This is a genomic window from Pseudarthrobacter sp. NPDC058362, from assembly GCF_042723515.1.
Classification (GTDB): Bacteria; Actinomycetota; Actinomycetes; order Actinomycetales; family Micrococcaceae; genus Arthrobacter.
The window spans coordinates 171,836-186,336 of the sequence record NZ_JBHXIW010000004.1 but is presented as its reverse complement, the minus strand read 5'-3'; the positions used below and the strand labels follow the sequence as shown (position 1 = coordinate 186,336).

Annotated in this window: 17 protein-coding genes; 15 read left to right on the top strand and 2 right to left on the bottom strand. The window is 64.9% G+C overall.

Annotation, left to right across the window (positions count from 1 at the left end; all coding sequences use genetic code 11):
* The first annotated feature begins 3 nt into the window (after window positions 1-3).
* The 4 genes from ACFWIX_RS10570 (at window position 4) to ACFWIX_RS10555 (ending at window position 3,920) form a co-directional block, all read left to right on the top strand.
* A complete protein-coding gene (locus tag ACFWIX_RS10570) occupies window positions 4-2,406 on the top strand; it encodes an HAD-IC family P-type ATPase (protein WP_377216067.1) in 2,403 nt (800 codons plus the stop codon).
* Between the two features lie 147 nt (window positions 2,407-2,553).
* Complete coding sequence (locus tag ACFWIX_RS10565; protein ID WP_377216066.1) at window positions 2,554-2,994, top strand: flavodoxin family protein; 441 nt, start codon at window positions 2,554-2,556, stop codon at window positions 2,992-2,994.
* A 16-nt stretch (window positions 2,995-3,010) separates the two neighbouring features.
* Window positions 3,011-3,385 (top strand): DUF5655 domain-containing protein, encoded by a 375-nt coding sequence (locus ACFWIX_RS10560; RefSeq protein WP_377216065.1) that lies wholly within the window; start codon window positions 3,011-3,013, stop codon window positions 3,383-3,385.
* A 64-nt stretch (window positions 3,386-3,449) separates the two neighbouring features.
* Window positions 3,450-3,920 carry a GyrI-like domain-containing protein gene (locus ACFWIX_RS10555; protein WP_377216064.1) on the top strand — a complete coding sequence of 157 codons (471 nt, stop codon included), beginning with the start codon at window positions 3,450-3,452 and terminating at the stop codon, window positions 3,918-3,920.
* A gap of 38 nt (window positions 3,921-3,958) precedes the next feature.
* Here ACFWIX_RS10555 and ACFWIX_RS10550 read toward each other — a convergent pair whose 3' ends face one another.
* Window positions 3,959-4,072 (bottom strand): DUF1003 domain-containing protein, encoded by a 114-nt coding sequence (locus ACFWIX_RS10550; RefSeq protein WP_377216063.1) that lies wholly within the window; start codon window positions 4,070-4,072, stop codon window positions 3,959-3,961.
* Between the two features lie 206 nt (window positions 4,073-4,278).
* Here ACFWIX_RS10550 and ACFWIX_RS10545 point away from each other — a divergent pair, with 206 nt between their 5' ends.
* The 9 genes from ACFWIX_RS10545 to ACFWIX_RS10505 all read left to right on the top strand — a co-directional run bounded on the left by ACFWIX_RS10545 (window position 4,279) and on the right by ACFWIX_RS10505 (window position 11,594).
* Window positions 4,279-4,902 carry a rhodanese-like domain-containing protein gene (locus tag ACFWIX_RS10545; protein ID WP_377216062.1) on the top strand — a complete coding sequence of 208 codons (624 nt, stop codon included), beginning with the start codon at window positions 4,279-4,281 and terminating at the stop codon, window positions 4,900-4,902.
* Complete coding sequence (locus ACFWIX_RS10540; protein ID WP_377216061.1) at window positions 4,899-5,798, top strand: sulfite exporter TauE/SafE family protein; 900 nt, start codon at window positions 4,899-4,901, stop codon at window positions 5,796-5,798. The genes ACFWIX_RS10545 and ACFWIX_RS10540 overlap by 4 nt, the downstream gene beginning before the upstream one ends.
* A 28-nt stretch (window positions 5,799-5,826) precedes the next feature.
* A complete protein-coding gene (locus ACFWIX_RS10535; RefSeq protein ID WP_377216060.1) occupies window positions 5,827-6,123 on the top strand; it encodes a rhodanese-like domain-containing protein in 297 nt (98 codons plus the stop codon).
* A gap of 59 nt (window positions 6,124-6,182) precedes the next feature.
* The gene (gene trxA / locus ACFWIX_RS10530; RefSeq protein WP_377216059.1) at window positions 6,183-6,545 is read left to right on the top strand and encodes a thioredoxin; all 363 of its coding nucleotides are present in this window, start codon (window positions 6,183-6,185) and stop codon (window positions 6,543-6,545) included.
* 109 nt (window positions 6,546-6,654) lie between these two features.
* Complete coding sequence (locus ACFWIX_RS10525) at window positions 6,655-8,064, top strand: rhodanese-like domain-containing protein (protein ID WP_377216058.1); 1,410 nt, start codon at window positions 6,655-6,657, stop codon at window positions 8,062-8,064.
* A gap of 251 nt (window positions 8,065-8,315) precedes the next feature.
* Complete coding sequence (locus ACFWIX_RS10520) at window positions 8,316-8,501, top strand: YegP family protein (RefSeq protein ID WP_377216057.1); 186 nt, start codon at window positions 8,316-8,318, stop codon at window positions 8,499-8,501.
* A gap of 62 nt (window positions 8,502-8,563) precedes the next feature.
* The gene (locus ACFWIX_RS10515; protein ID WP_377216056.1) at window positions 8,564-9,427 is read left to right on the top strand and encodes a universal stress protein; all 864 of its coding nucleotides are present in this window, start codon (window positions 8,564-8,566) and stop codon (window positions 9,425-9,427) included.
* A 107-nt stretch (window positions 9,428-9,534) separates the two neighbouring features.
* The gene (locus ACFWIX_RS10510; RefSeq protein WP_377216055.1) at window positions 9,535-10,599 is read left to right on the top strand and encodes an alpha/beta hydrolase; all 1,065 of its coding nucleotides are present in this window, start codon (window positions 9,535-9,537) and stop codon (window positions 10,597-10,599) included.
* A gap of 32 nt (window positions 10,600-10,631) precedes the next feature.
* Window positions 10,632-11,594 (top strand): alpha/beta fold hydrolase, encoded by a 963-nt coding sequence (locus ACFWIX_RS10505; RefSeq protein ID WP_377216054.1) that lies wholly within the window; start codon window positions 10,632-10,634, stop codon window positions 11,592-11,594.
* Here the strand turns inward: ACFWIX_RS10505 and ACFWIX_RS10500 are convergent.
* The gene (locus ACFWIX_RS10500; RefSeq protein ID WP_377216053.1) at window positions 11,579-11,782 is read right to left on the bottom strand and encodes a hypothetical protein; all 204 of its coding nucleotides are present in this window, start codon (window positions 11,780-11,782) and stop codon (window positions 11,579-11,581) included. The genes ACFWIX_RS10505 and ACFWIX_RS10500 overlap by 16 nt on opposite strands.
* A 49-nt stretch (window positions 11,783-11,831) precedes the next feature.
* On the opposite strand from ACFWIX_RS10500, the gene ACFWIX_RS10495 reads away from it, so the two are divergent.
* Both ACFWIX_RS10495 and ACFWIX_RS10490 read left to right on the top strand, forming a co-directional pair.
* A complete protein-coding gene (locus tag ACFWIX_RS10495; protein ID WP_377216052.1) occupies window positions 11,832-12,581 on the top strand; it encodes a dienelactone hydrolase family protein in 750 nt (249 codons plus the stop codon).
* A 231-nt stretch (window positions 12,582-12,812) separates the two neighbouring features.
* Window positions 12,813-14,354, top strand: coding sequence for a DUF222 domain-containing protein (locus tag ACFWIX_RS10490; protein WP_377216051.1), 1,542 nt, complete (start codon window positions 12,813-12,815; stop codon window positions 14,352-14,354).
* The last annotated feature ends 147 nt before the right edge of the window (window positions 14,355-14,501 follow it).

The window sequence follows — 14,501 nt, the reverse complement described above, 5'->3', positions numbered from 1 at the left end:
AGCATGGAACAACCCGGCGGATCGGAAACCAGAGGACTTACCGGCGGCGAGGTCCTGGAGCGAACCAGCACCGGCCGCGTCAACAGGGTGCCTTTCGCAGTCAGCCGGACAATCTGGCAAATTGTCCGGGCCAACGTCCTGACACTCTTCAACGGAATAGTGGCAGGGAGTTTTCTCCTGCTGTTCCTGTTGGACCAGTGGCGTGACGCGTTGTTCGGCCTGTCAGCGGTAGGCAATTCCGTTATCGGCATCGTGCAGGAGTACCGCGCGAAGCGCTCCTTGGATCAACTGGCGATTCTGCATGCCGCAAAGACCAATGTTCTGCGGGACGGGACCAAGCAGAAAATCCCGGCAGAGTGCCTGGTCCCGGACGACCTCGTGGTGCTTAGCGCCGGGGACCAGGTGACAGCGGACCTGGAGCTTACTGACGGCAGTTACCTGGAGGTAGACGAGTCCTTCCTGACTGGCGAATCCGAACCGGTGGAAAAGGGTCCCGGCGGTCAGCTCCTTTCCGGGACCCTGATACTGGGAGGCAGCGGCCTGGCGCGCGTCGTGAAAGTGGGCCAGGACACCTTTGCCTACCGGCTCGCTTCCGAAGCCAGGCGCTTCTCGCTGGTCACGTCGGAAATCAGGAAGGGACTGGAGCGGGTCTTCACCGTTGTGACGTGGCTGCTGCTGCCCACCGCGCTGCTCCTCATCAACGCGCAGGTGCATCATCAGGGCGGTTGGGCCGAAACGCAGGAAACGGGCCAATGGACCGTCGCCACTGTTGCGGCGGTCGCCGGCGTCCTCGCCATGATCCCCCTCGGCCTGCTTCTGCTCACAAGCGTGGCATTTGCCGTGGGCGGGCTGCGGCTGGCACGGCGAAAGGTGCTGGTGCAGGAGCTCGCTGCTGTTGAAGTCCTGGCACGGGTGGATGTCCTATGCCTTGATAAGACCGGGACGCTGTCCTCCGGCTCCATTGCCTTCGATGCCCTCCATGATGCAGGCGCCGAACCGGCCGAGGGATGGAAGGCGGCACTTGAATGGTTCGGTGCCAACGCCGGAAGCAGCAGCACAGCCGCTTCCATTGGGGCCGCATTTCCCGTTGAAGATCCACTGCCGGAGGTATCCTCCGTTCCTTTCGCAGCCGCGCAAAAGTGGAGTTCCGTCACCTTCGGACCCCTATCCGGTGCAGCCGGAACCTGGATCCTGGGAGCACCCAATGCATTATTGGACGGTGCCTCGCCGGCCGACGGCGAAGCCCACCGACGGGCCACAGCATTAGCCTCCACGGGCCTGCGGACTTTGGTACTTGCCCATGCGCCGGGCGTCCCTGCATCCACGGCCCCCGGGGAGGCCAAACTACCCGGACAAATGAAGCCGGCCCTGCTGCTCACATTTCATGAAAAACTCCGGAAGGAGGCGCCGGACACCGTGGACTACTTCCGCCGGCAGGGAGTTACCGTGAAGATAATTTCCGGTGATGATCCCCGGACTGTAGCCGTCCTGGCCGGCAAAGTCCGGGTGGGCGCGGGCAGGGCATACGATGCCCGGGACCTTCCGGCAGACCCGGTCCTGCTTGAGGAGGCGATGCAGCACCATGATGTCTTCGGGAGCGTCACACCGTCCCAAAAGCAGTACATGATCCAGGCGATGAAGCGGTGCGGGCATACCGTCGCCATGATAGGGGACGGCGTGAACGACATTCTGGCGCTGAAGGAGGCCGACCTGGGCATCGCCATGGATTCCGCCTCTCCAGCGACCAAAGCGGTGGCCAGGCTGGTGCTCTTGGACGGCCGCTTCGACAGATTGCCCGCCATTGTGGCCGAAGGCCGGCGGGCCATCGGCAACGTTGAACGGGTCTCGATGGTATTCCTCAGCAAGACCATGTATTCGACGCTTATCGCGCTCGCAACAGCAGTCATGCTGTTGCCGTTTCCGTTTCTCCCGCGCCAACTGTCCGTCATCGATGGCCTCACGATTGGCCTCCCTGCATTCTTCCTGGCCCTGCAGCCGTCGGGCCGGCGCTATGAGTCGGGCTTCCTAAGGCGTTCCCTGTCCTTTGCGGTCCCTGCGGGACTCTGCGTGGCCACCAGCGTTGTGGCGGTCAATGTCTACGCATATTCAGGAGGACACAACACGGCGGCCGTCCAAACCGCTTCGAGCTTCACGCTCTCTCTCCTGGCCGCCTGGATCCTGGTCACAGCGTCCCGTCCGCTCAACGTGCCCAAAACTGCCATTCTGGCCGGCATGTACGGTGGCCTTGCCCTGTTGTTCACGGTGTCACCCGCGACGGAGTTCTTCCGGCTTAGCCCCCCTCCGCCAAGCCTGCTGGCCGCAGCCGTCTTGGCCGCCATCACAGGAAGCCTTGCAATCGAACTCGTCAGATACTGCCAGCGAGGCACGGGCCGCCCCGGGCGATGATGTTGCCCGCCGGGCGCTTGCGGGTCAATGCCACCGTCAGGGTACGTTTGCCGCTTGTGACTTTTGGCCCTGCCGCCGTATGCCACCTCTTCTATACCATTCTGACTGGCAACACCGGCTTTTCCCCACCACTGCAAAAGGAACGGCATGAAGGCTGTCATCGTCTATGACTCCGTCTATGGAAACACCAAAGCGATTGCCGAGGCCGTTGCTGCCGGACTCGGTGCAGGGGCCAGGGCTGTTCCCGTGGCCGGGTTCGTACCCGGCAGCCTCCAGGCCGGCGACCTGCTCGTCGTCGGGAGCCCTATCAATGGCTGGCGCCCCACTCCTGCAATCGCTTCGGCCCTCGGAGACTTGGCCGGCGGCGGACTTACCGGAGTGAAGGCTGCCGCGTTCGATACCCGGCTCAAACTGTTCATCCATGGCGACGCGGGGAAGAAGATCAGCCGCGCCCTGCAGGAGGCCGGTGCCAGCATCATCGGCGGACCAATGGCGTTCTACGTCAAGGGCACAGAGGGGCCCCTGCTCGCCGGCGAGGCGGGCCGCGCGGCAGCATGGGCCGTTGAACTGGCCGCCGCCATGAAATAGGTCCCGGTTTGGTGCAATGGAGCCAGCCAACAACTCCTGGACCGTTGCCCGGTTCTTTGAAGGGTCACCCGCAGCCCGGGCAATCTACGATGCGGCGGAACGCATGGCCTCGGGCTTGGGGCCGATGGATGTCCGCGTCAGCAGGAGCCAAATCGCATTCCGCCGGCGCCGCGGCTTCGCTTATCTGTGGCGCCCGGGTACGTACGTCACGTCCGACATCCCATTGGTCCTTACTTTGGCCCTCCGACGGCATGAAGCATCGCCCCGTTTCAAGGAGGTGGCCCATCCTTCCCCCGGAGTCTGGATGCACCACCTGGAGCTCCCAGACAGCAGTGCCCTCGACGGCCAAGTGCAGGAGTGGCTGCGGGAAGCCTACGTGGCAGCCGCGTAGGGCGGAGGGAGTTTAGGGGCTTTATGCCCTGTCCCGTTGGCAGCCGGAAGGGGACGCTGGTGCCATGAGCGAAACAGGTTCTGAGCCCAGGAGAATCCAGACTACGGAGCAGCTTGTCGCTGTGATCCGTGAACGGGTCCCCATGACCTCGCTGACAGAATTCTTCGGCCGCGCCTTCGGTGCCGTTATGGCTGCAATGCAGGAACAGGGCGCTTTCGCCACAGGTCCTCCTTTTGCGAGGTACCACGGCATGCCGGGCGACAGCGTCGACGTCGAAGCGGGCTTCCCCTTCGGCGGCCATTTCAATGGGGCCGATGCTGTGCAAACGGGGACGCTGCCCGGCGGCGATGCATACGAAGCCATCCACACGGGACCCTACGAGACCCTTGGCGAAACCTACGGTGCCATCCAGCAACGGATGCAGGCGGAAGGCCTCACGCCGGCGGACATCATGTGGGAGTACTACCTTAGTGGTCCGGAGCAGGAACCGGATCCCGCCAAATGGCAGACGAAGGTGGTCTGGCCGGCAGCGTAGCCAAGGCCGGTCCCCGGCCAGCATGGACAGAAACAGGTTCAGGAGTATGTAGGGATAGGGTCCCACGCGTCCCGGACGAGGGCGAACGAGTTGACCAGGGCCCACGCCGCCATGAAGGCGATGAAGAAGCCTACGAACGTCCAGCTGCCCATGCCGTTGCGAAGGAACGTCCGCGGCGCGCTCGCCGCGGCTCAGGCTTTCCTTGTGGCGCAACATGCCACGTACTTCTTCGCTCGCCCATGTGCCCGCCGTACGCAGCCAGGACTCACTACATACCCTAGGGGGTGTTTTGACTACCCCGGGGGGTATCTGCAATACTTTTTGAGGTATCCCCCGAACCCTCCCGAGAGGCTCCCTCATGACTTCCCCTTCCACAGCAGCAGTAACCGCCCTCGCTCCTGAGACCCTGCAGTCCTGGATCACCGAGCACCAGGACCTCGTCTTGATCGACGTGCGTTCTGCCGCCGAGTTCGAGTCCATGCACATCCGCGGCTCGTACAACGTGCCGTTGCAGCTGCTGTCCGAACACACCGACGAGCTCGCCGCACGGCTCGGGTCCCGGGTGGTCCTGGTCTGCCAGTCCGGCGTCCGCGCAGAACAGGCCCGCCAGCGCCTCGCAAAGGCCGGGATCGAGGCCGCCTACGTCCTGACGGGCGGAGCCCCCGGCTACGCCGCCGCCGGCGGGGACGTAGTCAAAGGCAAGAACCGCTGGGACCTCGAACGCCAGGTGCGCCTGGCGGCCGGTTCCCTGGTGATGCTGGGCCTCACAGGCGGCAAGTTCGTCTCCCCGAAGATCCGTACGCTTGCCGGCATCATCGGGACCGGCCTGACATTCTCTGCGGCCACCAACACCTGCGCCATGGGCAAGGTCATCTCAGCAATGCCGTGGAACAAGACGGCCAAGGAACCCACCCGCGAAAGCGCCATCCTTGCCCTGCCCGTCAACACCGGCCTGACCGCGAAGGACGCCCAGGCATCATGAGCCTGACATTGCTCGTTGTACTGGCCCTCTCGGTCGTCATCGGACTCTCCTTGGGGGTCCTTGGCGGCGGCGGGTCCATACTGACCGTCCCGATCCTGGTCTACGTGGCCGGATTTGAGGCCAAGGAAGCAATTGCGGCTTCGCTCTTCGTCGTCGGCGTGACGTCGGCGGTCAGCGTGATCAGCCACGCCCGAGGAGGCCGGGTGATGTGGCGGACCGGCCTGATCTTCGGAGCCGCAGGCATGGCCGGCGCCTTCGTTGGCGGCCTCCTCGGCGGCCACATCCCCGGCCAGATCCTGCTCATCGCCTTCGCCATCATGATGGTGGCCACCTCAGTGGCCATGCTCCGCGGGCGGACAAAGAAGAACGACGGCGGTGCGGCGCCGGTCAAGCGCGAGCTGCCCCTTGGGCGGGTGCTGCTGGACGGCGCCATCGTCGGACTCGTCACCGGACTCGTCGGCGCGGGCGGCGGTTTCCTCGTGGTGCCGGCCCTGGCACTCCTGGGCGGACTTCCCATGTCCGTCGCCGTCGGGACGTCCCTGGTTGTCATCGCCATGAAATCCTTCGCCGGGCTCGCCGGCTACCTCACCACCGTGCAGCTTGACTGGGGCATCACGGTCGGGGTGACCGCCGCAGCCATCGTCGGCTCACTGATTGGTGCGAAACTCGCCGGTCGCATTCCGGAAACTGCCCTGCGCAAGGCATTCGGCTGGTTCGTCCTGGCCATGGGCACCTTCGTCCTGATCCAGCAGGCCCCCGCCGGGTTGCAATGGCCTATCGCCGCAGGGATCGCAGCACTTACCGCGGCAAGCGCCGGCATCTGCTGGTTCTTCGTCAATTCCTGTCCGCTCAGGAACCGCGGACGCCACAGCACCGATGTCCCCTCACCCGCTTGAACCGACCACTCCCAGTTAGGAATATCCCATGGCTGAAATCACCGTTACCGAAACCGACCAGCGCCGCTCCACCGCGCGCATCCTCGATGTCCGCGAGGACTTTGAAGTTGCCGAGGGCATGATCCCCGGCGCCCTGCACATCCCCATGGGACAGCTGCAGGCCCGCCTCGGTGAGCTCGATCCGGCCGTGCCCGTGATCGCCGTCTGCCGCAGCGGAAACCGCAGCGCCGCCGTCGCCGAAGCCCTCAACGGCGTTGGCTACAAGGCAGACACCATGGCCGGCGGCATGGTCGCCTGGACCCGCGCGGGACTACCCACTACCTAATACTTGCCCGCCGGCACAGTACAACCCCACCCGACTTCCCCGAAAGGACACGACAGACCATGGCCACCATCGACATCACCGAACAGAGCTTTGCCCAGACCCTGGAGAGCAGCGATATCGTCTTCGTCGACTTCTGGGCAGCCTGGTGCGGCCCCTGCCGCATGTTCGCACCCACCTACGGCGCCGCCGCTGAGCGGCACCCGGACGTCACCTTCGCCAAGGTGGACACCGAGGCTGAACAGGCCCTCGCCTCCGCAGCGCACATCACGTCCATCCCCACGCTGATGGCATTCAAGGACAAAACCCTTGTCTTTTCCCAGCCCGGAGCCCTCAACGCCACCGGCCTGGAGGAAGTGATTCAAGCCGTAAAGAACCTCGACATGGACAAGCTCCGCGCCGGAGCCGGGCATCAAAACCCCTAACGAACGCCCGGTTTGCCCGGGCATATTCCTCGTTGCAATATACCCCCAGGGGTATTACACTTGAAGCAGGAAATCCCTCAATACCAACTCCACAGAAGGAGCGAAGCACATGCTTATCGAACGCATCTATGACGAAGACCTCGCGCAGGCCAGCTATTTCATCGGCTGCCAGTCCAAGGGCGAGGCGATCGTGGTGGACGGCCGCCGCGATATCGCCGTGTACCAGGACCTCGCCGCGAAGAACGGCATGAAGATCGTGGCGGTGACTGAGACGCACATCCACGCCGACTACCTCTCGGGGACCCGTGAACTGGCTGCCGCTACCGGCGCCACGATGTACGTTTCCGGTGAGGGCGGGCCGGACTGGCAGTACGGGTTCGACGCCGAGCGCCTCTATGACGGGGACGCCATCACCCTGGGCAACATCAGTGTCAAGGCCCTGCACACTCCCGGGCACACCCCGGAGCACCTGTCCTTCCTGGTGACCGACGGCGCGTTCAGCGACCAGCCCGGCTACCTGCTCTCCGGTGACTTTGTATTCTCCGGAGACCTGGGCCGCCCGGACCTGCTCGATGAGGCAGCAGGCGGCATCGACACCCGGTTCGAAGGCGCCAAGCAGCTCTTCGCCAGCCTGCGGGATAAGTTCCTCACCCTGCCCGACTACGTCCAGGTCCACCCCGCCCACGGCGCCGGCAGTGCCTGCGGCAAGGCCCTCGGAGCCATCCCCTCCTCCACCGTGGGCTACGAACGCCTCTACGCCTGGTGGGGCCCGTACCTGGCCGCCAACGACGAGCAGGGCTTCATCAACGAACTGCTCGACGGCCAGCCCGACGCGCACGCCTACTTCGCCCGGATGAAACACGAAAACCGTGAGGGCCCGGCCGTCATGGGCAAACGCACCCCCCTGCCCGAACTCTCCACCGACACCGTCGCCGCAGGACTGGCCGCGGACACCCTGACCTTCATCGACACCCGCGGCAACCGGGAAGTCCACGAAGGCACCGTGGCCCGGTCCCTGAACGTCCCGGCCGGGAAGTCCGTAGCCAGCTACGGCGCCTGGGTGGTCAACCCCGAAACCGACAAGAACCCCCTGGTCCTTCTCGCACCGGACCAGGACGCCGCACAGGAGATGTGGGACCATCTGGTCCGCGTCGGCATCGACAACGTCGCCGGCTACGTCACCGGCATCGAAGGCCTGCCCATGACCACCCCGAAACTGGTCCAGCCCGAGGACCTCGACGGCTTCGACGCAGCCATGGTCCTGGACGTCCGCAACAAAACCGAACACAAGGACGGCCACATCCCCGGCTCGGTCCAGCTCAGCGGTGGCCGCGTCATGTGGCACCTGGACGAGCTCCCGGACAACGGCCCAATCGTGACCTACTGCCAGTCCGGCGTCCGCAACTCCGTCGCCGCCAGCGCCCTCCGCCGCGCCGGGTACGACGTCGTCGAACTCGACGGCAGCTACGCCGGCTGGAATGTGTTCAAGGCGTCCACAGCGGCAGCAACCAGCAACTGATCTGCGGTCCTCAGGGGCGGCGGTACCAGGGACACCCCGGTACCGCCGCCTTCTTTGTTGGAAGGCGGCGGTCCGCATTCCACAATCCGGGACTTTGGTCCCTAATGCGTCGCCGCACCCTCTGAGAATGTAAAGGGAAGCCCAAGGATGCGCCATGGCTGGAGTGCTGTGTCCAGGCTGCTGCACCGGGATACCGGTAGCCACCTGCTCCAGAGCGGCTGGAGCACGGGACTTTTGAGGGAGCAAAACCCATGGCGGGAATGTTCGAGCTGTTTACCGACGAGGATTCGCGGGTCAGGTTCAGGCTGGTGGCGCCCGACGGCTGTGTTTTGGCCGTGTCCGGACAATACCCGGACAAGCACCAGGCGGCCACCGCCATCAAGGATGTACGTGAGTGCGCCGGCACCGGGCTGATCGACGATCTCACACCTCGTTAGCACCTCCGATGCCTTTGGCCGGCCAGGAAGTGAGGACTGATGCAGCAGAGAAGTGAGGACTGATGCAGCAGAACGGAGCCATAGTCGCCGGCTATGACGGGTCAGCCGAGGCTCTTGCGGCTGTCCGTTGGGCAGCGCACCATGCGAACCTCCGTGATTGTGCTCTGCACGTGGTTCATTGTTCTCTCTGGCCCCTGCTGACCAGGAAGCTGGGCCCCGTGCCCGGCATCGCGGACAGCGGACTTGAGCGCTCGGCCCAGGCGATCCTTGCGGAGGGAGTTGCCGCCGCCAAAGCGGCCATGCCCGGACTGGAAGTGGAAGGCACTCTTTTTCATGGGCTGCCCGCGTCCTATCTCGCCCGTATTTCTGACGGGCAGGCCATGGTTGCGGTGGGAAGCCGCGGCTTGGGCGGATTCCTTGGCCTGCTCGTGGGTTCGGTAAGCCTTGAACTGGCCGCCACCGCCACCTGCCCGGTTGCGGTTATTCGGCCTGACGTGAACCCCGCGGGCCCAGTAATCGTGGCAGTGGACGGCTCGGGGTCACCCACGGCACTGGAAGATGCCTGCGTGATGGCATCGGTATCGCAGGCAGCGCTTTCCGTCATACATGTCCAACACACGCCTGCCGGATACCTGCAGAAGGATCCCACCGGCGCCCCGACCGCCCAATCCGGGGCGGAGGAAGTCCTTGCTGCAGCGGTTATCCGCGCCCGGGCACTGGCGCCCGGCATTCCGGTTGACGGCGCCGTCCTCGTTGGCAGATCGATCCCCCATGCCATCCTGACGGCCTCAATGCATGCGCGGATCCTCGTTGTGGGCACCAAGGGGCATGGTTTCCTCCGGGAAACGATAGGTTCAACAGCCCACGCGGTCCTCCACCATGCACGGGGGCCGGTTCTCATTTCGCGGCGAGGAACAGAGCAGTGATTGGAACTGCCTGTGCCCGGTAACACTCCTCCGCCACACGGACTCCAGGGCCGCCCGAGCCGCCAGGACTTATGGGACAACGGCTCCGCTGCCCGTAAGATGGGAGGATGACCGCGGTGGCCGGCCATTCCGGCAACCCATTCCGACTCGCCCGCAGCCTGCGGGGAGTGCTGCGCCGCGTGCCGGTGTGGACATGGCGGCTTCTGATGGTGGCTGTAGGTCCGCACGAGCGGGCAAGGTTCAACACAGACCCCATTAGCAATGTGGCGTACACGCACGACATTGACTATGCGGGTGACGGCGTCCCCGGCCACCGACTCGACGTACTGGCGCCCAGTGAGCCGGCGGACGTGAACTCACGCGAGCAGGCCGGCGCGGACCTGCCGGTGTACGTCTATTTCCACGGCGGCGGATGGACCTCCGGGGACAAGGCAGCGGTGACCAAGTACTGTGCCAGCCAGGTTCTGGGCGGAATGGTGGTCGTCAACGTGAATTACCGCCAGGCGCCCCGGTTCCGTATGGACCACGTATTGGAGGACGCTAATGCGGCTCTGGCATGGGTGGCCGGAAATATCCGGGCATTCGGAGGAGACCCGGAGCGCCTCATCCTGGGCGGTGATTCGGCCGGCGGACACATTGCGTCTTTACTCACGGCCGTAAGCTTGCGGCCCGAGCTGGCCGCCCACTACTCCTTGCAGCCAGCCGTTTCCGGCGGCCACATCAGAGGCCTGGTCCAGCACTGCAGCGTCGTCGATTTCTCCGTCTTCTTCGAGAAGAGCTTCGTCCTCAGCCTGAACTTCGTCCGAATGCTGCTGCCGGCCGCGGTTCCGCCTTCCGGCGGGTTCCGGCGGTGGCCGCAGACCCGCCGGAAGATCGGCCGCCTCAAGAAGGCAGCTGCATTTGTGTCACCTATCGAGTGGCTGCACGCGGGGCATCCGCCCGTTTTCGTCACCACGTCGGAACGCGACTTCTTTTACCAGGCAAACCTCAATTTCATTGAACGGCTTCGGCAGTTTTCCGTTCCGGTGGAGACCCTGATTTATTCCTGGTCCAACACAAACACCGAGCACACATGGCAGCAGGATTACCGCTACCCGGAGTCCCAGGAGGTGTACCGGCGCCTCCACGACTTCGTCAGTCGCGTTGCCCGGCTGCCGCACCCTGCCCGCTGACCAAACAGTGCCGCCGGCGCTATCTTTGGAGCATGGCCGATACAGACACGGAACAGTCGGGGGTTCACCCTGAGGAGTTCGGCTCTGCCCAGGTGGATGCTGCAGCTCTCCGGGACGCAGAGCTGGGCGATATCGATTGGTCCATACCCCCCGAGGGCTCAGTGCGCAGCAGCATCCAAGTTCCCAGCGGCAGCCTGGCGGCTCTGGCCCTGGGGAATCCCGACAATCCCGCCATTGTGATGGTTCCCGGCGCCACGGGTTCCAAAGAGGATTTTGTGCTGATGATGCCCGACCTCGCCGCTGCCGGCTACTTCGTGCTGAGTTACGACTTGGCCGGGCAGTACGAGTCCGCGTCCGCGGGGCCGGAAAATCTGGTTCCGCCGAGAAAACACTATGACTATCAGCTCTTCGTCGATGATTTCCTGGCCGTCCTGGAATCCACGGCAGCTCCCGTTCACGTCGTGGCGTATTCGTTCGCGGCCATCGTTGCCCAGCTTGCCTACGTGCAGCGCCCGGAACTGTTTCGGTCCCTCACGCTGCAGAGCTGCCCGCCCCAGCCTGGCCCCAGCTTCAGGGGTGTAAGCCGCATCGGCCGTTTCAGCACCTGGGTGAATGGCAGGATCGGCGGTGCCCTCCTGATCTGGGGCATCCGCAGCGGAAGATTCGTACATGTCCCGCCCGGGCGGCGAAAGTTCGTCAACGACCGCTTCCGCTTCACGCGCCGGCGATCCGTCGGGGACATCTACACCCTCATGCAAGAGGCGCCGGACCTGCGCGGCATCCTGGCCGAGGCATCCCTTCCCAAGTTTGTTGCGGTCGGCGAGCACGATCTGTGGCCGCTCCGGCTGCACAGGCTCTTTGCCCAAGCCATCCAGGCACGGATAGGCGTCTACCGGGGAGGCCACAGCCCCTGCGAAACTTCACCCCACCAGTTCAGCCGGGACCTGATCGACCTTTATGCCAAAGCAAACCAGCTGTCTCAACAGGACGAGTGACGCCCCCGCCGCCACAGAAGACGGTCCCTCCGGCGGCGCAGGGGCGGCTCATGCCCGGCCGCAGGCCGGTAGGAAATGTCCGGATCGTCGTGAACCAGGGCATTGTCCCGGATGACGGAGGTATGGAGAGCGGCCCAGAGCTCGCGGCTCAGGGCAAAGTTGGAGCTGTATACGGCGATGATGTCCACCCTGTCAGCGTGCCCTTCACTTCGGGCCCACGGGCGATATCCTGACCGAATGCTGATCGATATCACCGCCCCGGACGGCCCGGCCGAAGCAATACTCGCGCGGCCATCGACGGGCGAAGGGCCGTTTCCCGGTGTCCTCTTCTACATGGACGCCTTCGGGCTGCGCGCCCGGATCGAGGACATGGCGCAACGGATCGCGGACTGGGGATACATCGTACTGGCTCCCAATGTCTTCTATCGGGAGGGAACTGTCGCCCAACTCAACTCCGGCATCGACATGACCACCCCGGCCGGACGCAAGGCCGCCGGGGAACTCGCCTTCCCGCGGATAGGACGGCTCACCACCCAGCGGGCACTTCCGGATATCGATGCGTGGCTTGCCGCCCTCAACAGGATTGACGGAGTGTCCCCGGGACCCATGGGTACGACGGGCTACTGCATGGGTGCCCGCCTGGCCGTCCGCACTGCTGCAGCCCATCCGGAAAGGATCGCCGCCTGCGGGGGATTCCACGGGGGCGGACTGGCGACGGACGCCCCGGACAGCCCGCACCTCGGCCTCGCGCGCGCCAGTGCGCGCTTCGTGTTCGGTCACGCGGACAACGACCGGAGCATGGACCGGGATGCTGTTGCGCGGCTGGGCGAGGCGTTGGCGGCAGCCGGCCTGCCGGCGTCGAACGAAGTCTATTCCGGCGCGGCCCACGGCTACACCATGGCCGATTCGGCGGCTTATAACGAAGCCGCCACCGAGCGTCACTTCCGAGAGCTGCGCGAACTATTTGATGGTGAGCTGAAGGGCTGAGCTGACTCAAGAGCTGAGCTGGGCGCGGGATTTCGCCCGGGCGCCAGCGGAACGCCGCAGTCCTGTCCCGGAATCTGGCTTCCGACCGCTTATTTGGTCCGCGGATCCGTCGCAGAAGCAAATTGCCGTTTCAGACTGGCCGTAACCGTGGATTCAGAAACTTTCCTTGAAAAGTTTCCGAGCGCTCCCCCATCGCCTCAAAATGTCAGACCCCCCTTTGATAATTAGTTCATGGCAAGCGAAGCGGCAGCAGGGGCATTCGAGGCGATCGACGCCGCCCTTGCCGTTCTCCGCGCCGAGGTAGCCAACGCCGGGGCAGCCCGTACCGTTCGCGGACAGGCAACCAACGATCCCCTCGCCGCCATCGCCGACGACTGCCTGGACATTCTGGCGGGCGCAGCCCGGACCGAGGCGCGCCTCGCAGCACTGAAAGCCGAAGCGGCGGCCACCTACGCGGATTCAGCGCGGTCCATCGCGCCGCCGGACATGCCGGTCCAGGCGCAGGAAATGTCTATCGCCGCGGAAATCGGCTGCGTTCTGGCCATCGGAGACCAGGCCGCGGACGCGTTGTTGGCGCAGTCCTACGCACTGGCAACTTCCCTGCCACTGACCTTGGAAGCACTCAAAGCGGGCACAATATCCTGGCAGCACGCACGGGTGATGGTGGACGAAGCCTCCACGCTGGCCCCTGACGCCGCGGCCGCATTGGAAGCGCACTTTCTTGACCCGGAGACACCGCAGCCCGCCCGCGGTTGCCCCGCCGGCGAAATGCCCGCCTACCGTTTCCGGCGGAAGGCGCGGGGCTGGCGCGAACGGAACCACCCGGACAGCATCGAACAACGCCACGCCAGGGGTGCTGCTGACAGGTGTCTCGAGTTCGCCCCGGAGCAGGACGGCATGGCCCGCCTCTCCGCCTACCTCCCGGCAGACAAGGCCTCGGCCATCTGGAACCGCTTCACCGCCATCGCCCGAGGCCTTCAGGGGCCCAACGAGGAGCGCACACTCACCCAACTTCGGGCTGACCTTTTCGCCGCCACGGCCCTCCGCGGGGGCAGCGGCTGCACTGGCTGCACCGGCGGATCCCCTGAAACGCACGACGCCGGGTCCCCACCGCAGGGTCTCGCGGACAGTCCCGCTCCCCGAGCCGAAGTCCTGGTGACAGTTCCGGTGTTCTCGCTCCTGGGCGCCACGGACGAGCCCGCCATGCTGGACGGCTACGGCCCCATTCCGGCATCTTTGGCACGGGATCTTGTAGCCAACGGCGCAGATTCCTTCTACCGGGTCCTCGTGGATCCCCGGGACGGAGCGCCGCTGGAAATCGGCCGCACCAGTTATCGGCTCACCAAGGCCATGCGAAGATGGCTCCGGTTGCGGGACGGAAAGTGTCCATTCCCCGGCTGCAGCAATCATTCTCTGGACAACGAGGCAGACCACCTGCTCGCCTGGCATCACGGCGGGACCACCGGAATCAGCAACCTGGGTCAGCCATGCCCGAAGCACCACCGGCTCCGGCATACCAGCCGTTGGCGGCCAACGCCTGCGACGAAGAATGAACCGCCCGGCTGGATTTCCCCGGCAGGGCGAAAATACAAAAGTGAGCACCAGGACTGGGAGCCGCCAGCGCTGCCCCACCCACTGAAAGCGCGCGCCGGCACCCTGCACGGTTCAAGCCCCTTCGCCGCCATGCCCGTAAGCAGCGGAACCGTGGATTACTTCCGTCTGCCGCCGTCCATCGGCGAGAGCAGCCTGGCGGAGTATCTCGCCGCGCGGTGAGTCAACATGATCGGTCTCGAAAGCGCGCGGCACGAGCGCTCCTATCCGCCTGCCCAAGAGCCGAAGTTGCCGCCTCCCCTATTGCGTTCATCGTCATCTTTGCCGCACCGCCGACAGCGTTTATAGACGACCCCGTCTTCGGCATGT